The sequence below is a fragment of the Romboutsia sp. genome (genome assembly GCF_035470145.1).
Lineage (GTDB): Bacteria > Bacillota > Clostridia > Peptostreptococcales > Peptostreptococcaceae > Romboutsia_D.
Genome location: NZ_DATIRC010000122.1, coordinates 19,029 through 39,834, shown reverse-complemented (window position 1 = coordinate 39,834; position 20,806 = coordinate 19,029). Strand labels below are relative to the sequence as shown.

Annotated in this window: 24 protein-coding genes and 1 other RNA gene; 6 read left to right on the top strand and 19 right to left on the bottom strand. The window is 28.0% G+C overall.

Annotated elements, in window-relative coordinates:
* Nucleotides 1-17: 17 nt before the first annotated feature.
* The 3 genes from VLM92_RS04985 to VLM92_RS04975 are packed head-to-tail and all read left to right on the top strand — an operon-like array spanning nt 18 to nt 2,854.
* Nucleotides 18-812 (top strand): histidinol-phosphatase HisJ family protein, encoded by a 795-nt coding sequence (locus VLM92_RS04985; RefSeq protein WP_325275252.1) that lies wholly within the window; start codon nt 18-20, stop codon nt 810-812.
* Between the two features lie 50 nt (nt 813-862).
* Complete coding sequence (locus VLM92_RS04980) at nt 863-2,188, top strand: polysaccharide biosynthesis protein (RefSeq protein WP_325275251.1); 1,326 nt, start codon at nt 863-865, stop codon at nt 2,186-2,188.
* Nucleotides 2,189-2,200: 12 nt separating this feature from the next.
* Nucleotides 2,201-2,854 carry a hypothetical protein gene (locus tag VLM92_RS04975; RefSeq protein ID WP_325275250.1) on the top strand — a complete coding sequence of 218 codons (654 nt, stop codon included), beginning with the start codon at nt 2,201-2,203 and terminating at the stop codon, nt 2,852-2,854.
* A 65-nt stretch (nt 2,855-2,919) separates the two neighbouring features.
* Here VLM92_RS04975 and VLM92_RS04970 read toward each other — a convergent pair whose 3' ends face one another.
* Entirely contained in the window at nt 2,920-4,110 is a 1,191-nt protein-coding gene (locus tag VLM92_RS04970; RefSeq protein ID WP_325275249.1) for a hypothetical protein, read from the bottom strand.
* Between the two features lie 180 nt (nt 4,111-4,290).
* Here VLM92_RS04970 and VLM92_RS04965 point away from each other — a divergent pair, with 180 nt between their 5' ends.
* A complete protein-coding gene (locus tag VLM92_RS04965) occupies nt 4,291-5,301 on the top strand; it encodes a hypothetical protein (RefSeq protein ID WP_325275248.1) in 1,011 nt (336 codons plus the stop codon).
* Nucleotides 5,302-5,344: 43 nt separating this feature from the next.
* On the opposite strand, the gene ssrS is transcribed toward VLM92_RS04965, so the two are convergent.
* Together ssrS and VLM92_RS04955 are read right to left on the bottom strand one after the other, a co-directional pair.
* Nucleotides 5,345-5,531: non-coding RNA, 6S RNA (gene ssrS / locus VLM92_RS04960), on the bottom strand.
* Nucleotides 5,532-5,615: 84 nt separating this feature from the next.
* Entirely contained in the window at nt 5,616-6,398 is a 783-nt protein-coding gene (locus VLM92_RS04955) for a hypothetical protein (RefSeq protein WP_325275262.1), read from the bottom strand.
* 236 nt (nt 6,399-6,634) lie between these two features.
* Here VLM92_RS04955 and VLM92_RS04950 point away from each other — a divergent pair, with 236 nt between their 5' ends.
* Entirely contained in the window at nt 6,635-7,096 is a 462-nt protein-coding gene (locus VLM92_RS04950; protein ID WP_325275247.1) for a hypothetical protein, read from the top strand.
* Nucleotides 7,097-7,254: 158 nt separating this feature from the next.
* Here the strand turns inward: VLM92_RS04950 and VLM92_RS04945 are convergent, their stop codons facing one another.
* The 12 genes from VLM92_RS04945 to VLM92_RS04890 form a co-directional block, all read right to left on the bottom strand.
* On the bottom strand, nt 7,255-7,899 hold the full coding sequence (locus tag VLM92_RS04945) for a cyclodeaminase/cyclohydrolase family protein (protein ID WP_325275246.1): 645 nt from the start codon (nt 7,897-7,899) through the stop codon (nt 7,255-7,257).
* A gap of 26 nt (nt 7,900-7,925) precedes the next feature.
* A complete protein-coding gene (gene hutI, locus VLM92_RS04940) occupies nt 7,926-9,200 on the bottom strand; it encodes an imidazolonepropionase (protein ID WP_325275245.1) in 1,275 nt (424 codons plus the stop codon).
* Between the two features lie 5 nt (nt 9,201-9,205).
* Nucleotides 9,206-10,099, bottom strand: coding sequence for a glutamate formimidoyltransferase (gene ftcD / locus VLM92_RS04935; protein WP_325275244.1), 894 nt, complete (start codon nt 10,097-10,099; stop codon nt 9,206-9,208).
* Nucleotides 10,100-10,193: 94 nt separating this feature from the next.
* Nucleotides 10,194-12,233, bottom strand: a complete 2,040-nt coding sequence (locus VLM92_RS04930; protein ID WP_325275243.1) for a urocanate hydratase — start codon at nt 12,231-12,233, stop codon at nt 10,194-10,196.
* Nucleotides 12,234-12,254: 21 nt separating this feature from the next.
* A complete protein-coding gene (gene hutH, locus VLM92_RS04925) occupies nt 12,255-13,823 on the bottom strand; it encodes a histidine ammonia-lyase (protein WP_325275242.1) in 1,569 nt (522 codons plus the stop codon).
* A 240-nt stretch (nt 13,824-14,063) separates the two neighbouring features.
* On the bottom strand, nt 14,064-15,077 hold the full coding sequence (locus tag VLM92_RS04920; protein WP_325275241.1) for a LacI family DNA-binding transcriptional regulator: 1,014 nt from the start codon (nt 15,075-15,077) through the stop codon (nt 14,064-14,066).
* A 270-nt stretch (nt 15,078-15,347) separates the two neighbouring features.
* Nucleotides 15,348-15,545: a hypothetical protein gene (locus tag VLM92_RS04915; RefSeq protein WP_325275240.1), complete on the bottom strand. Its 198-nt coding sequence runs from the start codon at nt 15,543-15,545 to the stop codon at nt 15,348-15,350.
* Nucleotides 15,546-15,675: 130 nt separating this feature from the next.
* Entirely contained in the window at nt 15,676-15,852 is a 177-nt protein-coding gene (locus VLM92_RS04910) for a hypothetical protein (protein ID WP_325275239.1), read from the bottom strand.
* A 240-nt stretch (nt 15,853-16,092) separates the two neighbouring features.
* Nucleotides 16,093-16,314: a hypothetical protein gene (locus tag VLM92_RS04905; protein ID WP_325275238.1), complete on the bottom strand. Its 222-nt coding sequence runs from the start codon at nt 16,312-16,314 to the stop codon at nt 16,093-16,095.
* 212 nt (nt 16,315-16,526) lie between these two features.
* Complete coding sequence (locus tag VLM92_RS04900) at nt 16,527-16,739, bottom strand: hypothetical protein (RefSeq protein ID WP_325275237.1); 213 nt, start codon at nt 16,737-16,739, stop codon at nt 16,527-16,529.
* 195 nt (nt 16,740-16,934) lie between these two features.
* Nucleotides 16,935-17,138, bottom strand: coding sequence for a hypothetical protein (locus tag VLM92_RS04895; RefSeq protein ID WP_325275236.1), 204 nt, complete (start codon nt 17,136-17,138; stop codon nt 16,935-16,937).
* A 66-nt stretch (nt 17,139-17,204) separates the two neighbouring features.
* A complete protein-coding gene (locus tag VLM92_RS04890) occupies nt 17,205-17,606 on the bottom strand; it encodes a hypothetical protein (RefSeq protein ID WP_325275235.1) in 402 nt (133 codons plus the stop codon).
* A 148-nt stretch (nt 17,607-17,754) separates the two neighbouring features.
* On the opposite strand from VLM92_RS04890, the gene acpP reads away from it, so the two are divergent.
* Nucleotides 17,755-17,982, top strand: a complete 228-nt coding sequence (gene acpP / locus VLM92_RS04885; RefSeq protein ID WP_325275234.1) for an acyl carrier protein — start codon at nt 17,755-17,757, stop codon at nt 17,980-17,982.
* A 51-nt stretch (nt 17,983-18,033) separates the two neighbouring features.
* Here the strand turns inward: acpP and VLM92_RS04880 are convergent, their stop codons facing one another.
* The 4 genes from VLM92_RS04880 to VLM92_RS04865 form a co-directional block, all read right to left on the bottom strand.
* Complete coding sequence (locus VLM92_RS04880) at nt 18,034-18,258, bottom strand: hypothetical protein (protein ID WP_325275233.1); 225 nt, start codon at nt 18,256-18,258, stop codon at nt 18,034-18,036.
* A gap of 154 nt (nt 18,259-18,412) precedes the next feature.
* Entirely contained in the window at nt 18,413-18,874 is a 462-nt protein-coding gene (gene ribE / locus VLM92_RS04875) for a 6,7-dimethyl-8-ribityllumazine synthase (RefSeq protein ID WP_325275232.1), read from the bottom strand.
* Between the two features lie 47 nt (nt 18,875-18,921).
* On the bottom strand, nt 18,922-20,121 hold the full coding sequence (locus VLM92_RS04870) for a bifunctional 3,4-dihydroxy-2-butanone-4-phosphate synthase/GTP cyclohydrolase II (protein ID WP_325275231.1): 1,200 nt from the start codon (nt 20,119-20,121) through the stop codon (nt 18,922-18,924).
* 26 nt (nt 20,122-20,147) lie between these two features.
* Nucleotides 20,148-20,804: a riboflavin synthase gene (locus VLM92_RS04865; RefSeq protein ID WP_325275230.1), complete on the bottom strand. Its 657-nt coding sequence runs from the start codon at nt 20,802-20,804 to the stop codon at nt 20,148-20,150.
* Nucleotides 20,805-20,806 lie beyond the last annotated feature (2 nt).

Genomic DNA, 20,806 nt, shown 5'->3' with positions numbered 1-20,806 from the left:
AAAAAGGGGAACTTTTTATGTTTTATGATTACCACATGCACTCTAATTTCTCTAATGACAGTAAAACTGATATGGAGGATATGATAAAAAAATCTATAGATTTAGGTCTTAAGGAAATTTGTTTTACCGACCACGTTGATTATGACCTTGATACTGATTTTGATTGGGGTATTGATTACAATGAATACTTTAATAAACTTAACTTCTTCCAAGATAAATATCGTGACAAAATATCAATTAAAAAAGGAATTGAACTAGGTCTTCAAAAACAAATAACAGATAGATGTAGTGAAGATTCAAATAAATATCCATTCGATTTTATAATATGTTCTATTCATGCTATAAATAAATTAGATTTATACTTTGGTGAATTCTTCAAAGACAAAACTCAGCGTGAAGCATACGAAGCTTATTTTAATGAGCTTTATACTGTTATCAAAAAATATAAAGATTATTCTGTTTTAGGTCACTTAGACTTAATTAAACGTTATGGTGCCTATGACAAAATCTTAGAAGATAGTTTATTTTCAGATATTATAGAAACTATATTAAAACAAGTTATTTATGATGGTAAGGGTATTGAATTGAATACGTCTTGCTATAGATATAACCTTCCAGATTTAACTCCATCTAGGAATATAATTAATATATATAAAGATTTAGGAGGAGAAATAATAACTACTGGATCTGATTCTCATAATACAACTCAAATTGCCTATAAATTTGATTACATATACTCCTATCTAAAAGACTCTGGATTTAATTATGTATGTAAATTTAATCAAATGAAACCAGAATTTATAAAGATATAATTATTTTTTCACCTCCTTATGAATATATTTAAACATAAGGGGGTGATTTATTGAAGATTCCCAATCTTGTATTCTCAACTATTATTTTATTTTTATCTAATATAATAGTTAGAGTCCTTGGTTTTTTATATAAAATATTTTTATCTAAAGCTATAGGAGAAGCTGGCCTTGGAATATATCATATTCTTTTTAATTTTTTAATGATTTGTCTAGCTTTTACTACAACTGGAATACCTACTACCCTTAGTTGCCTTGTAGCAAATAAAAAGGCTTTGGGTGATAAACATAGGAGTAATGTTCTTTTTATTTCTACTTTATATGTAGCTTTTTTTATTTCTTTAGTTATATCATTATTTATTTCTTTTAATTCAAGTTATATATCGCTTAAGTTATTAAAAAATGCTAATTTAAGTTTATTTATATTATCAATATGTCCAGCTATAGTTGTCATAACTATATCTAATGTTTTAAGAGGATACTACTATGGCCTAAAAAATGTGACTGTTCCTGCTATAGGTCAAGTTTTAGAACAAATAAGTAGAATAGTATTTGTATTTTTACTTATTATGTATATAAATAATAAGGCTATGAATTGCTATATTGCCCTTTTAGGTATTTCTATTGGAGAAACTATAAATATACTATTTATAACAACCTGTTTATGTAGAAATTCTAATTTATATAATAAATATACTATACAAGTAAAAGATTTTTATAGTGCATCTATAGAAACCATAAAAATGTCTATTCCTATAACTTGTAATCGTATGTCTAATATATCACTTCATGCAATTAGCTCCATGATAGTTCCATCTAGACTCGTTCTATCAGGTATTAGCTACAGTCAAGCATTGAGTATGTATGGTGTTATAAGTGGAATGGTAATGCCATTTGTTTATCTTCCTTTTACTTTAGGTTCAGCTTTAGTAGTTAATTTAATACCTAGCATTTCTCAAGAAATGTCCTTGGGTAAATACAAAATTGTTATAAAAAAAATCAACTATGCTTTATTACTTACTATTATTGTTGGAATTATATCTTCTACATTTTTTTATATTTTTGGAAATAAGTTATGCTTAATTATATTTAATAATGCTTTAGCTGGCACTTATTTAAAAGCAATGTTTTTAGTTCCTTTATTTATGTCTTTAAATCAAACTCTATCAGGAATTTTACATTCTATAAGAAAAGAAGTGGCCTCTAGTGTAATTACCATTATTAGTATGATAATTCAATTAATAGCAATATATATACTACTTCCAGTTCCAAGTATAAATATTTACGCTTACATATATACAATGACGATAGTTTCACTTTTCACATGTTTACTACATATTATAGTTCTTATTAGAGCTTTAAAAAATCTTAAACATTAGGAGGCTAAATTTATGAATAATACAGATATAAAACCTTTTTATATATACACAGATAAAAATTCTCTATATATAAAAAATATAAATGAACAAACTGAAAAGTTAGCTAATAACATATATGCTTATTCTGCAAATATTGATGATAATAAGAATATCCATATTTGTGGATTAGATACCCGTGGTAAATTGACTCATTTTTTTACTAATAATGGTCATTGGAAAAAAAGAGTTGTTCTTAAAGTCTTTAATAGTACTAAAAATGTTAAAGATATAAGATTATACATTATTAATAACTTCTTAAATATATTTGTTGTTGAGAAGTATCCTATATCTGATAATCTATATAAAGTTTCTCATTTCAATTTTAATCCATCTAATTATAAGGTTTCTAGATATACAATAAATAATATTTATAAAGAAAATGAATATATTTATAAATTAAATATTGATGAATTATCAAATGTAACCTTTAGATATAAACGTTCAAATACTAGCAATAGAAATATAGTTGAAAATACTATAATTTTTAATAGTTTATCTAGACAATGGATAAATTCAAATTCTCTTATTAGAGGATGTGATAGTACTACTCAAACTAATCCTGAATGTGATTCTAATATAAAAAACGATATATTTGAATACTGCTATAGCATAAAATATAAACTATAAAATATAAATTATTTTATATGTAAAAAAGCTATCAAAAATCTTGATAGCTTTTTAATTTAAATTAATTATCTCTTACATCCACAATGTCCATTTTTATCTTCTAATGGATTAACTTCAGGTCCACATTTTTTAAAATCACATACTTTATTAAAAGTGTCAACTATTCTTGGTTGTATAGCATTTGGTGCTCCTAAAACTACTAATTGCTCATTAATTATTGTGCTAACTGTGCATTGTAAGCATAATATTAAATCTATATCATTTGGTATACATAAGTGATAATGACCTTCATGACAACCATCATGGTCTACATGTTTTAAGAATGCTTTGCCTATACAATCTACTGTTAGATTAGTTTGATAATCTTGTCTTAATGTAACATTTCTTCCATCTGATGGTACACATATAGGAGAAGATAGCGTGTTAAATATAAATTCAACATCTCCACATTTTCTTTTTTGCCCTCCTGCTCCTTTAACTGATGGATATGCTAATGCTATAATTTCTGTACACCCACATTTTCCTTTTAATTCTAATACTAGGTCTTCTACAATTATACTTAATCCTCTTTGTTTATACACTACATTCGTTCCTTTTCCTTGTTGACAACATGTAGCATTTCTTTCTCCACATACTGCATATTCAAATTTAGTTTCGCACGGTCTACCAGTTGTTGGCTCTAGTGGTTGTAAATCATAGTCTTCTAATGTTGTATTCCCTGTATCTATTACTATTCCACTATAGTTAATGCATATTTCTTCTATAGTTACATTTACTTGACCTACTTTTGGCACAGGCCCATTTACTTCAATTACATCATAGTCAAAATCTAATGCTTCTCCATTTGGAGCTACTGCATCTGTAAATGTTTGGAATACCATAGTATCGTATATTCTATTTGCTTCTATTGCATACGGTACACTATTTGCTGTTGAGAATTTTTGTGGTAATATAGGATTGCAACACTCAGGTCCACAATTATCATTATTGTCTATACACTCTTTTGTATCAATTTCACATGGTTCACATTCTGGTTTTGTATTGCATCCGCATGTGCATCCACAATCACAGTGATGATGATTTGTATTACATCCATGTTCATGGTGATGTTGTGGCTTTGATTTACCTCCACATGCTCTACTTAATTCTTCAGTTAATTCTTCTTCTATATATTTTTCTTCTGAATTAACTTTATTAGCCATCGGTTGCATTTGCTTGTTCATCATTTTTCTTTTATTTCTTTTAAGATCTTGCATGCCTCATTGTCCTCCCCTTAAATGAATTATTATAAGTGTCTTAGCTTTCTTAGCTTAATTAATACTATGCATTTAACTTGTTATTTGTTACTTACTTGTACTTTACTTTGTATAAAGTAGAATAAATATTTTTTTTGATAATATATATTTACTATAAACACTTTTGTAGGGAGGATATATATGAGTTTTATTAATAAGTGTTCCACAATTATTAGACGTTCAAGTAAAGATATGTTTAATTTTTATTTAGATGAAAAACTTGTCTATGACTACTTTGACAAAGAAAGTAATTTAATTTATTCTACTCCTCTAATTGATTCTTATATTGATTTTACTAATTCTTATTTTACATTAGATAAAGATGATTCTTTATATGGGATATACATAGACAATGCATTAAAACTATTTGAAATCCCTAAAAATAGCAATAACTTCACTAAAAGAGATATTCTTACTTATAATTATAAAAAGTTTAATGTTTTATTTCCTTATATAAAAAAATTTAATGATGATATTCATATTTTGTACTATGTTCATAATAATAACGCTAATAATACTTGTGCTTTATTTCATCATTATAATCATAATGGCGTATGGACAGAAAATAAGATTGATTTTATAAATCATATTGTTTTAAATGATTTCGTTGTACTATGGGTCCAACAGTCTCCCATTGTATTTTATTTTAATTTAGTTGATGGATATGAAGAAGTGTTTTTATCTAGATTTAATTATAATACTTTAACTTGGTCTAATCCTACACAAATTACTAACTCAAAGAAAAATAAAATTTATCTCTCAGTACTCAAAGATAGTATGAATTTTTATCATTTAACATTTTGTGAAAACATAGATAATGGGTATGCCGTAAAATATATAAATGGGTATTTAATGGATAATAAATTAGATGTTAATATATCAACATATATAACTAGCCCTTCTACCTGTATGTATCCTAGCTTAATAAAAAATAAATCTTACTTATATTTAATGTGGGTCAACTATGGTAAGTTAAATACTTCTTTATCTACCGACTTAGGAAAAACATGGAGTGAACATGAGGTAGATGAATTTAGCATAGAAGAAGATTTTACTAGAGCAAGATTTATATCTAATTATAAAGATGACTTATCTTATAATGTTACTTCTGTATTTACAACTTGTGATGATGTAGGTATTCTAGGATTTTAATAAAAAAAGTGTTGCTAAATTTAGCAACACTTTTTTTATTAAATAAAATCCCAAAACACCGGTGGCCTCAATAAATTCATACCCGAGATACTCCCAGGTGGGTGACCTGCTAATAACTTTTAACTTCCTATAAAAAATGTATAGGCATGTTATCTATTATTAGACTCAGTCTCCCGAACAACATTTGTCGGTTGAATTTAAATAAGCCTTGTCGTATGCTTTAGGATTTCATATTCTTATTATATAATAAAATTAAATATTTTTAAAGTGGTTTTATATAGTAATTATTACAAATATTAAGATCTTTTTCTACATTAATCCTCATCTTTATGTATGTAATCGCTAATTTCACTATTTTCTTCTTCGTGATCATATTCATATTCATAATCTTCGTATTCTTCATCATCGTTATTATTATTGTCATCTACTCTTAAGAGACTTCCCAATAGTTTTAAATTATTCATACTTCCTAAATTATTTATATTTGCTAATGAACTTAAACTAAATCCACCCTCTCCAAAATCATCTGGTAAAAATAATTCTGCAAATAAATCTATTTTCTTTTTCATGTCTATAGCTTTTTCAATTGACTCTTTTCTCTTTTCAGGAAATACTTCTAATATTTCTTTTATCATCATATTTTTTTTATCTTCTTCGTCCATGCTCCTAAAAAAATTTGTCTCATCTTCTTCTATATCATCTATATTACTAAGTTTTTTGATGCCTCTAACTAAATCTAATACGCTTTCAACTTTTACTAAAACCTTTTTTTCATCTGTAGACATATATTTTTTAGTTCTAGTTATTATTTCCATTCCACGCTCTAGATCTTCATCACTTAAATCCATAAGCTTCATTCCCTTGTTTATATCATCCATATTAAATCCAAACATATTTTCACTTCTCTTTGTCTCCTTTTTCTTTTTAACTTTCTTAGAAATTTTGGGTTTTACAGAATTTTCTTTATTTGGTGCTTGCCTTTTACTTGATAAAACGCTTGTCGTATCGTCTGCTGTCTTCTTTGATTTTGATTTATTTTTATTATCAAATAGCGATAGGTCACCTAGCGATATATTTCCGTTACTTAATGCAATCATTCCAAGTATCAACAGTATATTATTCAATCATCGTCACCCCTTAAAATATACTTCTCCCTCATATATAAAGTATGTTTTCTTTGTTATTAGTGTTACTTTTTTTAGTTTTTTTGCATATACATTACTTATAAGAAATTTTATTTATCTCAATCTATATCTTTCACAAGTTATAAATTATTTCTATATATAAATAATATGAGGTAAATTCAATATATATTATAGAAAGGAGCATTTTTATGAAAAAACTAAATACAGACGCTTTAGAAAAAATGGCTAAAGAAAAAAATATAGACAAAGATAAAATCGAAAAAATTGCTGATAATTATATGGGAAAATCAGAAAATGAACTTATGGAGGAATTAATAAAAATAGGGCAAACTTTACAAGGAAGAGATGAGGTTGTATCTAAATTTAAAACCTTTTTAGATGAAAATCAGCGCAAAAAATTAGATACAATAATGAATAAAATATCTGATGCTGAAATGCAAAATAAATTAGACAGTAAAAAATCCAAACAAAAAAAATCTAATTTAGATTCTAAACCATCTAAAGAATCAAATCCAACTAAAAAAAATAACAAAAAATCCAGTTCTAATAATAATAATTCTCAATCAAATGAAAAAGTATCCGATTCTAAACCTAGTAAAAAGACAAAGAAGGTTGTAAAAAAAATTAAAAAGCCAAGTCAAGGAGAATAATTAGTCCTTATAAATTAGGTATATAAAATAGAATGTCTCTCCTTCCAAAAAAGATGATAATTAAAGTAGTAAATATAATTATCAAAAATAGATAATCTATAATTTCTTAGTATTATAAAAAATATAGCTAGAGTTAAATTTAACTCTAGCTATATTTTTTAGTTCTCTAATTTAACATGAATGCCTTGCATTAAATTATCTTTTATAACCTTTGCATTTGATAAAATCTCTTTACAACTATTGCTATAGCTATCATGTAGTTCTTTATTATCAAGTCCCATTAAGTTTACTTTTACATTAAGTATTGCTCCTTCTAATCCTGTATATAACATTAATGTTCCTACACCTATATCTGTTATTGCATTTTGGTTTCCATATTCAACTAAGTATTCTAATAATTCTAATGCTTTAAGGGATAATTTAGCTGTTTTAAATGGTACATCTATAGAAAATAAAGTTGCATCTTGAATAGTACTGTTTCTAAATTTGATTTGCTCTTCTGTTTCCTTTGGCATTTTTATAGCTTTCATGACTTCATTGAAAGATTCTGTATCTTTATCTATAAGTTCCACTAACTCTTTTCTTATATCTGCCATCTTATTAAATCTATCAACAAACTCTAACCTTATGCTTTCATCTAAAGCTTCATATTTTTTCTTTCCAAAACTTAAATGAGCCATCATTCTGGCAAGTCCGATCCCTATATTGCTGGCTAAAGCAGCTACAGACCCTCCCCCTGGTGCTGGTGAATTAGAATCTACTTCATCTGAAAATTCAACCACACTCATATCTATTAATTTCATAGTTTGATTCTCCCTCTTTAATTGATTTATATATTATCATAAATAGCTTGTCTATTCTCTACTACTAATACCCCCGCTTTGTACACTCTATCTACATGATTTATTCCAAAATGATACATAAGATATTCTACATTAGGTGCATCAAATACTACTAAATCAGCTTTTTTTCCTATCTCTATTGATCCTATCTCATTTTGCCTATCTATAGCATAGGCTGCATTTATAGTAACTGCATTTAATACTTCATTAGGTGTCATTTTTAGTCCTAAACATCCTAATTGCATTACAAACTGTAAGTTCTCACTTGGACAACTTCCCGGATTATAATCACTAGATAATGATACTGGCACTCCTAAATCTATCATCTTTCTTGCATCTGCATATGCTTTATTTAAATTAAACGATGTTCCTGGAAGTATATTAGCTATTACATTATTTTGAGCCATCATTTTTAAACCTTCTTCACTTGCTGCCATTAAATGGTCTGATGATGTGCACTTCAGTTTTGCTGATAATTCAGCTCCTCCTAGCGATACTATCTCATCTGCATGAATTTTTAATTTATATCCCATTTCTCGTGCTTTAGATAATATATACTCTGTTTCCTCTATCGTGAATACTCCATCCTCACAGAATACATCACAAAACTCCGCCAATCCTAATTCTTTAACCTTAGGCATCATTTCATCAACTATTATATCTATAAATGGCTTATGATTTTCTTTATATTCTATCGGAATTGCATGAGCCCCTAAAAAAGTATGAACTAAATCTACGGGATGATTTTTTTCTAAATCTTTTCCTACTTTTAGTTGCTTTATTTCTGTATCTAACTCTAATCCATACCCACTTTTTGATTCTACAGTTGTAACTCCAAATTCTAACATTCTATCTAAACTTTTTTTTGCCTTACTATACAACTCTTCACAGCTTGCTTCTTTAGTGCATTTTACAGTACTTAATATCCCTCCACCTTGCTTTAGTATCTCTATATAAGGTACTCCGGATAATTTTTGAGAAAATTCATTTTCCCTAGAGCCTCCATGCACTAAATGCGTATGAGAATCTATTAAACCAGGTGTTACTAAAAGTCCTTTTGCATCTTCTATCTTTGTATAATCGTTTATTATATTTTTATAATCATTTTTACTGCCTATATCTATAATTTTACCGTCTTTTATAGCTATATATGCATCCTCAATAATATCTAATTTATTCATTTCTTGGCCTATTTTAGGTCTTCCTGAGTCCTTACCTGTAACAAGCTTTCCTATATTCTTTATAACTAAATCAACTCTCATATTATCTACTCCATTAAGCTAGTTTCTAGTACTTTATCTAAGCTAAAATTTTCTAATCCTAAGTAATATCCTGCTACATCTATAAGAGCTTCCATAGGACATAATCCTACAACTTCACTACCTGTAACATTAACTCCATATCTTTTGGCTTCCATTTTTACAGCTTCAAAAGCTCTATACATACTAGTTTTAGTATAGTCAGTTAAGTTCATAGTTACTTGAGTTATTTTTCTTTCTGGTATTTCTACTGGTCCTGCTTTTATATATCTATATCCACCACTTGAAAATCTTATAGTCTTAGCAATATTACTTGCTATACTTATATCTTGAGTATCAAGATTTATATTATAAGCTATAAGAGGTCTTCTAGCACCTATTGCTATTGCTCCTGCAGTTGGATGTTTTTTAGATTGTCCATAATCAGGTGCCCAATTAGAATCTTCAAACTTAGTATCTAGTCCTTCATATTCACCTTTTCTAACTGTAGCTAAGTTTTCTCTTTCAGGTTTACTAGCAGCTTTTTCATATAAAAATACTGGTATTTCATATTTCTCAGCTACTTCTTGTCCTAATTTGTTTGCTATATTTATAGCATCTTCCATAGTCATATCTTTTATAGGTATAAATGGGCATACATCCGTAGCACCAAATCTAGAGTGTTGTCCTTTATGAACATTCATATCTATAACGTCTTTTGCAACTCCTATTGATTCTAGTACTGCATTTTTTACTTTTTCTGGTTCCCCTATTACTGTAACTACTAATCTGTTATAGTTTTTGTCTGCTTCATAGTTAAGTAATTTGACCCCTTCTTTTCCTCTTAAAGGATTTACTATTTTCTCTATTTTTTCTAAATCTCTACCTTCACTAAAATTTGGTACACATTGTACTATAGCCATTTTTAGCCCCCCTCTATGATTTATAAATATTAGTAATAAATAGTAAATAATTAATTATTTACTATTTATTAAGTGTATAAATTTAATTTCTTTTTTATAAAATATTTTTTTCTATAACTTTATTTATTAAGTCTTCATCAACTATATATGGAAGTGTTATATGATCTTTACCTTCACACATCTTGTTATATTCAATAACAGTAGTTATAGAGTTTTCATTTCTAGCCCAAGCACGTCTCGCAACTCCATTCATAACATCCCATGGCATAGATGACCTTAATATATCATCAACTCTTTGAGATCCATCAAGAACCATTCCAAATCCACCATTGATAGATTTACCTATTCCGACTCCTCCACCATTATGCAATGCTACTAAACTCATTCCTCTTGCACAGTTTCCTGCAAAGCAATGAGTAGCCATATCAGCCATTATGTTACTTCCATCTTTTATATTAGATGTTTCTCTAAATGGAGAGTCTGTTCCAGACACGTCATGATGATCTCTACCTAACATTACTGGTCCTATTTCTCCTTTTCTTACCATATCATTAAATTTAAGTGCTATATTTGTTCTTCCCATAGCATCTTGATAAAGTATTCTTGCTTGTGTACCAACTACTAATGCATTTTTCTTTGCATCTCTTATCCAAGCCCAATTGTCTCTATCTTGATATCTTCTATTAGGATCTATTATATCCATAGCAGCTTTATCTGTTTTTTCTAAATCTTCTTCTTTACCAGTTAAACAAACCCATCTAAATGGACCATACCCATAATCAAATAATTGAGGACCTAATATATCTTCAACATATGATGGGAATATAAATCCATCTTTTTCATCTACACCATTTTTAGAAATTTCACTACATCCTGCATCATAAACAGCCTTCATAAAACTATTTCCATAATCAAAGAAATAAACTCCTCTGTCATGTAATTTTTTTATTACATTAAAATGGTTTATTAACGTTTCATCCACTAATTTCATAAATGTTTCTTTATCTTGTGCTAATAATCTAGTTCTTTCTTCAAAAGTAATTCCTTGTGGACAATAACCTCCATCATAAACAGCATGACAAGATGTTTGATCAGAAAGTAAATCTATATGTATATTATTTTCTACTGCATATTCTAGTAAGTCTACTATGTTACCATGGTATGCAATTGCACAAGGCTTTTTACCTTCAATACACTCTTGAGCCATTTCAAATGCTTCACTGCAAGTATTTGCAACTTTACTTACCCATCCTTGAGTGTACCTAGTTTCTATTCTAGAGTAATCAACTTCAGCAATTATTCCAACTCCACCTGCTATTTCTACAGCTTTACCTTGTGCTCCACTCATTCCACCTAGTCCCGAAGTTACAAATAACTTTCCTGCTAAATCAGAATGTTGATCTACTCCTAATACTAATCTACCTGCATTTAAAAGTGTAGAGTATGTTCCATGTACTATTCCTTGAGGACCTATATACATCCATCCGCCTGCAGTCATTTGTCCATAGTTGGACACTCCTATTGCAGCTGCTCTTTTCCATTCTTCTTGATTATCAAACATTCCTATCATAAGTCCGTTAGTTAATATCACTCTTGGAGAATCTGGTTTTGATTTAAATAATCCCAATGGATGCCCTGATTGAAGTACTAAAGTTTGATCCTGTGTTAAAACTTTTAAATATTCCATAACTACTACATATTGCATCCAGTTTTGAAACACTTGACCTGTTTCCCCATAAGTAACAAGTTCATAAGGATAAAGAGCTATATCAAAATCTAAATTATTATCTATCATAACTTGGAATGATTTTCCCTCAATACATTTTCCCTCATATTCATCTATAGATTTTCCTTTTAAGTTGCCTTCTGGTCTAAATCTATAACCATAAATTCTTCCCATTGTCATCAATTCATTTAAAAACTCAGGTGCTAGTTCTTCATGATATTCTTCTGGTATATATCTTAATGCATTTTTTAACGCTAACTTAATATCACTCTCTGATAACTTCGCTTCTCTTTTTGGAGCTCTTCTTATTCCTTCTATAAACATTGGCGTTTTCTCTGGAATATATTTTATCTTTATACTCATAGATTCTTCTATATCTTTATTTAAAATATTTAATATTTTTTCCATATTTATACCTCCTAAATTATACTAAACTGTACTTTTAGCTAAAGTATCTTCATCTATTAATAAACTATCTTCTAATGCATTCTCTACAGCTTCAACTAATAAATTTTTCTTAATTATTTCCTCGCTAATATTAATATCTTTATACATTACTCTATCTTTATCTACAAAAGAAGTATGTTCTCTTACTACTTTATAGGCTGCTTCTGTTCCTACACCTAAGTTTTTCTTACCTCTTAAGTCTATTGCTTGAACTGCTCCTAAAATTTCCATAGATAATACTTTTCTTGCATTTTCCATTATTTCTTTTGCTTTTCTTGCTGCTATTGTTCCCATAGATACATGGTCTTCTTGATTTGCTGATGACGGTATTGAGTCTACACTTGCTGGATGTGCTAAAACTTTATTTTCTGATACTAATGATGCCGCACTATATTGAACTATCATAAAACCTGAATTTAATCCTCCATGATTTACTAAAAATGCTGGTAATCCATGACTTATTGCTGGGTTAACTAATTTTTCTAATCTTCTTTCTGATATATTCGCAATTTCTGCTAAAGCAATTCCTAAAAAGTCAAAGCTTAATGCCATTGGTTGACCATGGAAATTGCCTCCTGATATAACTTCTTCTAATTCTGGGAATATTATTGGATTGTCTGTTACTGAGTTGATTTCTATATTTATTTTATTTTTTACATATTCTAATGCATCTTTACTTGCTCCATGAATTTGTGGAGAACATCTTAGAGAATATGCATCTTGAACTCTCATATCACCTTGTTTAGTGGTCATTTCACTATTTTTTATTATTTCTAATACATTTTTTGCTGTATTTATTTGACCTTTATGCGGTCTTACATTATGTACTTTTTCATCTAGAGAACATGTTATTCCATTTAAAGCTTCTATAGTCAGACCTAATGCTATGTCTGCTGTTTTTAATAGGTTAATTGAATCATATACTGTTAACAAACCAACCGCTGTCATTACTTGAGTTCCATTTATAAGTGCTAATCCTTCTTTTGAGGATAGATACTCTAAAACTTTTATACCTGCTTTTTCCATAGCATCTTTAGAGCTTAATCTCTCTCCCTTATATATTGCTTCTCCTTCTCCCAACATAGTTAGTACCATGTGAGACAGTGGAGCTAAATCTCCAGATGCTCCTAAAGACCCTTTTTCTGGTATTATTGGATGAACACCTTTATTTATCATTTCTACTAAAGTTTGTAATGTCTCTATTCTTATACCTGAGTGACCCTTAGAAAGTGCATTTACCCTAAGTAACATAATAGATCTTACTATATCTTCACTTAAAGGATTGCCCACTCCACAAGCATGGCTTATTATTAAGTTTCTTTGGAGTTGTTTTGCGTCTTCTTTTGATATTGCCACGTCTGAAAACTTTCCAAAACCAGTTGTTATACCATATGATATTTTCTCTTCATCAACTAGCTTATCCACTAAGTCTCTAGCTATCTTTACTTTATTTAAGGCTTCTTCAGTTAATTCAACTTCATAATTTTTTCTAGAAACATTAACTACCTCTTCTATAGTTAAACTATTTCCATCAATTAATACTTTATTCATAGTTTATCCCCCTTAGTATTATTAATCTACTTATATTAAAAGTAAGTAATTTTTAAATAAGTAGATTTATAAATGATATATTTATAATATCATCCTATAATAGTTCTCTATATATATTACAATAAATAGTTCTCTATATATTTTTACAATCCTTCTCTCTTTTTAGATATTTAATTTTATATATCAAAAAAAGCATATTATCTAATTAGATAATATGCTTCCTTTAAGGAAAAATTATATTTATTTTCTATCTATAACACTTTCTCTTTCTACTATTCTATATGGTAGTTCTATCTTTTTATTTTCTAATGCCTCTTTATTTATCATTTTTATTACCATTCTCATAGCAACTGCACCCATATCATATAATGGTTGGTTTACTGTCGTTAATTTAGGTCTATACATTTTAGCTATTTTAACATCATTAAATCCTGCTACAGATATGTCTTCTGGTACTTTATATCCAGCATCACATATCGCATTTATAGCTCCTATGGCAGCTTCATCACCTGTTACAAATGCTACATGAGGAATTATGCCTTCATCTAATAATTCTTTCATACTTTCATAACCTGTTTCATAAGTAGTTCCACCATTTTTTATTAGACTCTTATCTAATTTTATATTGTTTTCACTTAAAGCCTCTTCATATCCTGATAATCTTTCCATTTCAAGAACAGTATCATCTTTGCTTGTCATTATAAATGCTATTTTTTCATGTCCTTTGTTTATAAGATACTTAGTCATGTCATAAGTAGCTTCTTTATTACTCGTGCTTACTGTGTGTATATCATAATTTCTAGCTGTTTTACTTATATATGTTGCTGGCATTCCACAACTTTGAATATAGTTTATATGCTCTTCTTCTACTTTCCAAGAAATCATTACTATACCTTCTACTTGCTTAGCTCTTAATAAGTTTATACTCTTTAGTTCTTGTTCTTTATTAGAATAAGTATTTGCTAAAAGAATATCATAGTCATACATTTTAGCCACTTCTTCAATTCCGTTTAATATTTCATTTACAAAAGAATCCGATAACTCAGGCACTATTACTCCTATTAATTGACTTTTTTTAGTCACTAAGCTTCTTGCAAGCGGATTTGGAATATATCCTGTCTCCTTTATAACATCTAAAACTTTTTGCTTTACTTCGTCCGTTACTGGTTTTGAATCATTTATAACTCTAGATACAGTAGATATAGAAACACCTGCTTGCTTTGCTACATCTTTTATAGTTATGTTATTTTTCATGTCAAATCCCTCCTTGCCTTTATTTTTATTTATTTGAAGTTGCTTTGCTTTATCATTAAAATTCTATTTTATCATATCTTTTCAATTATATAAATAGATTCTTAAATATTATGTAAATCTTTCTTATTTTAATTATGTATTTATTTTATATTTTTATTCAAAATAATATACTTACTTATTATTTATTTATATAATTAATTATTTTTATGTTAAGTTTTTATAAAAAAACGTCGATATTAAAATACCGACGTTTTTTTATAAATTATTTTATTAGCAACAGCATCCTCCGTCCTCAAATAATCCTGCACAAGAACATGCTATTAATAATAATATTAAGAAAGGTATCCATGACATTATATCTATATCACACCAGCCTTCTCCGAATGCTAAGAATAAGAAGAATAATACTATTATCCACCAAGCGCCTCCATCAAAACATCCACCTTCTCCAAAGAATCTACTTAACATAATAAAGTCCTCCCATTAAAATATTTAACTTCTAATATACGTTTTCTGTATATTTACTTCTTAGTCAACTATATATTTTCATGCTGACTTTTTACATATTATATACTATAGAATTATTTAAGATTTGTTACTAAAAAACGTCTCCACAGCTACAAAGTATTAATAATAAAATTAAGAACGGAATCCAATCTGTTATACATATTTCATCCCATGCTTCTCCGAATGCTAAGAATAAGAAAAATAATATTATTATCCACCAAGCGCCTCCTCCAAAACATCCGCCTTCTCCAAAAAATCTATCTAACATTTTGCTACCTCCTGTTGATATTTAATTTATTGAGCTTTCACTCTTAACATATAATATGCAACACTTATAATTTGTGATAGTAATTTCCATTTAATTTTTTTATTATATATCATCATATTTTCACAATATTAGTTATATTATTTTATTTTTATAATATTGATTCTAGATTAAATAATTTGTATAACTGTCAACAAAAAAGGTGCAAATTGCACCTTTTTTTATTGATACTAGCTCAGCTCATTAACATCCACATTCAAAATCATTATCAAGACATCCCAAACCTTCTTCTGCAAGTCCTCCGCATGCACATAGAATTAATAATAATATTAAAAATGGTATCCAATCAGTTATACATATTTCACTCCAGCTCTCTTGGAAAGCCATGAATAAGAAGAACAGTACTATTATCCACCATCCTCCTCCTCCAAAACAATCAAACACTCTCGTTAATTTACTACTCACACAAATCCCCTCCTAAATATACATATACTTATTTATGCAAGTACTTAGCTGTCTTTAGGGCCTTTACCCTCTCATTAATATAGTATGTAATTATCTAGAAAGTGTTATTATTTTTATATAATTTTTTTATTTTTATTTTTAATTTTATTAATTTTGCAACATTTTAGTTTTATATAATTGAAAAGAGGCTCAAACTAGAGCCCCCTATGTTATTAACAACAACATCCACCATCAAAATCAAAATTAGTTAAAAGTAAGATTAATAATACTATCCATATCAATGACATCTCGTCACAGAATATCCATTCAAGTAAATCTTCTCCTAATAAAAGAATAACTCCTAATATTATTAATATTATTAATCCTCCCCCTTCGCAACATAAACCTTTTCCAAAGAAACGTGATAAGCCTTGCTCATTTGACATTTTTATACCCCCTTTTTGATTTATAGGTATATATTGTTAATACCTATTTAATAAATATTATGTAATAATGTGTAAAATTGTTACTTTTTATTAATTTATAGTTTATATTTTTACTTGTACAAAATTTAATCAAAAAGGTTATTTATCATTTAAACAAAAAAAAAGAAATCCAAAAGATTTCTTTAATCTAATTTATTAGCAACAACTATCATCAAAATTAAATAATAAAAGCATCACTAATATAATCCATATCCAAGCATTATCATTTTCTAAAAAATTATCTAATATATCTGTACACAATACAAGAAATACTAACACTATTATTATTAGCATTCCGTTACTAAAAAGGCCATTATTGCCCCCAAAAAAACGGGATAACGTATCTTCTAATTTTGCCATGACCTTCCCTCCTTAAACTTGAAGTGCTTTTTATTAATTATATATGCTTTTAAATAAATAAGTTACCTATATAAAACTCTTATTAATTATTAATTTATCTACTTCTTCATCGCATAACTCATTATATTTGTTTACTTCTTCTAAGTGTATTTTGTTATTTTCACATTCTGATATACTTTGCATTAAGCTATCTATTGATTTTATTTTATACTCTTTATAGTCACTTATTAAAAATGTAGTTTTTGAATTATTTATTCCTTTTTTTAATGTTATTAATCTTGATATGTACTCATCTTTCTTTTCAATTACATGTTCTTCTTTTTTAACTACATCCTCTAATATAATATTGCTTTCAACTACATAATCCCTAATCTTTTGCATATCTAGTGTTACTGAATTATAGTAAAAATTTGCTAATATTACTAAAAATACTCCTATAGATGATACTAGTAAACCCACATACTTCATAACAATTCCTCCTATGTTTAAACTTCTATACTAATTTATATTCATTACATAAAACTTTATTACTTTTTCTTAAATCTATATTGAAAAATTTTTAATATTATATTAAACTACAATTAAATTTATAAAATCGTTTTAGGAGGGTGCAATAATGTTTGAAAAAATGAAATCAATCATCGCAGATCAATTAGGAATAGATAATGTAGATAAGATAACTATGAATATATCTTTAATAGATGATTTAGAAGCAGATTCTTTAGATGCTGTTGAAATTATAATGGCTCTTGAAGATGAATTTGGTATAGAAATACCCGATGAAGAAGCTGAACATTTTAAGACAATTGGAGATATTTATAAATTTATAGAAGAAAGTAAATAATTTTTTAAAATGAAGAACCGAGCCTATTTAGCTCGGTTTTTATTGATTAAATTAACAACAACAATCATCATAACAATCGTTATTGTTATTAAACATAAATAATAAAAATACTATAAGAATTATCCAAATTAATGAATTATTTTGTTCAAAGAAGCATTCTAAACCACCATTGCTACTCATAAATAACAATACTACTGCTCCTATTATTAAAAATAACATCATTGGGTTATCATCTATAAAATCAGATCCTCTAAAAAGCCTCTGTAATGGTTCCATTTCATATCCTCCTTAATATGTAATAGACTTTAACATTCCTCTTATTTAGTTATATGATTCTATATAAATTATAGTGCATGTCTATATTATTAATAATAATATAGACATGCACTAATAAACTACACTATTTCATTAAATATCATCACATTTCTATCTAGAATTGCTTTAACAAACTAGACATTTCTATAGCTGTCATAGCTGCATCATAACCTTTATTACCTGCTTTAGTTCCAGCCCTTTCAATAGCTTGTTCTATTGTATCTGTTGTTAATACTCCAAATATAACTGGTATTTCTAAATCCATTGATACAGATGCAACTCCTTTTGAAACTTCTGCACATACATAATCAAAGTGTGGAGTTGAACCTTTGATAACTGCACCTAAACATATAACTGCATCATACTTTTGACTTTTTGCCATTTTCTTTGCTACTAATGGAATTTCAAAAGCTCCTGGTACCCAAGCTAATTCTATATTTCCTTCTTCTATTCCATGTCTTTTTAATCCATCTAATGCTCCACCTACTAATTTTGAAACTATAAATTCGTTAAATCTTCCCGCTACAATACCTATTTTTAAATCTTGTTGTACTAAATTTCCTTCTATTATTTTCATGTTTTAATCCTCCCTGTATTTTTATTTACTATATATAATTTTTTAATTTAATACTCTAATATATGCTCTAGTTTTTCTTTTTTAGTTCTTAGATAAAATTCATTTACTTCATTGTGATTCATCTGAATTGGAACCCTCTCTACAACCTCAATACCACATTCTTCTAACTCGCTTATCTTTCTTGGATTATTTGTCATTAGTCTAAGCTTATTAACATTTAAATCTTTTAATATTTCTGCAGCCACATCATATTTCCTCATATCAGCTTCAAATCCTAGTTTAAGATTAGCTTCTACTGTATCTAATCCTTGATCTTGAAGTGCATAGGCTTTTAATTTATTTATAAGACCTATTCCTCTTCCTTCTTGCCTCATATATAAAAGTATTCCTTTGCCTTCTTTTGCTATATATTTCATAGCTTCATCATATTGTTCTCCACAATCACACCTTTTAGAGCCTAATGCATCTCCTGTTAAGCACTCTGAATGAATTCTTGTTAGTACTTCATCTTCTTCATTTATATCACCCTTAACTAAAGCTAGGTGATGTTCACCATTAAATTTATTAACAAATCCATACATTTTAAAATCACCATACTTAGTTGGCATATTTATTTCTACAACTCTATCAACTACTTTTTCTTTTTGTTTTATATACTCAACTAAATCATCTATAGTTATTATTTTTAAGTTGTGTAATTTTGCAAATTCCATTAACTGAGGAGTTCTTGCCATTGTTCCATCATCATTCATTATCTCACATATAACTCCACCTGGTTTTAACCCTGCCAGTTTAGACAAATCAACTGCTGCTTCAGTATGTCCTCTTCTTACTAATACTCCACCTTCTTTAGCTACTAATGGAAATATATGTCCTGGTCTTCTAAAGTCTTGAGGATTTTGAGTATCATCTAAAACCTTTTGTATAGTTAAGGCTCTTTCATATGCTGAAATACCTGTTGTAGTGTCAATATGGTCAATTGATACTGTAAAAGCTGTTTCGTGATTATCTGTATTGTTTTTTACCATTGCATGTATATCTAATTTCTTTAATCTTTCTGCATCTACAGGCATACATATAAGTCCTCTTGCATATTTAGCCATAAAGTTTATACTTTCAGGAGTTACTTTCTCAGCTGCCATTAGTAAATCTCCTTCGTTTTCTCTATCAGCATCATCTATTACAATAATCATTTTTCCTTCTTTTAAATCTTTAATTGCATCTTCTATATTATTAAATTTAAACATTTTCTAAACCTCCATTTTAATATATATTAAAAGAATCCATTATCTTTAAGAAAATCTATACTTATAGAACTTTTATCACTTTCTTGATTTTTTTTATTAAATCCTAAAAGTTTTTCGACATACTTACCTATTAAATCACATTCAAGATTTACACTCTCTCCAATTTTTTTAAAAAGTAAAGTAGTTTCTTCTCCTGTATGTGGGATTATAGAAACCTTAAAAATTTCTTCATCAACATAAGCTACTGTCAAACTTATTCCATCTATTGTAATAGATCCTTTGTAGACAATATATTTTAATATATCAGATGGTGCTTTTATACTTACCCATACTGCATTGTCTTCTTTAACTAATGAAGTTATTTCTCCTACTCCATCAATATGACCACTTACTATATGCCCTCCTAGCCTAGTCTGAAGACTTAATGCTCTTTCTAAATTAACTTTACTTTTTGTTTTTAATTTTCCTAAATTACTTAACCTTAAAGTTTCTGCCATAACATCTGCTTCAAATGTGTCTTTATATATATTAGTAACTGTAAGACATACACCATTGGTACAAATACTATCTCCAATTTTTGTATCTTTTAAAACTTTATTAGCTTTAATAACAAGTTTTGAAGATTTCTCTCCATTTTTTATATTTTCAATAAAGCCTATTTCTTCTACTATTCCAGTAAACACCC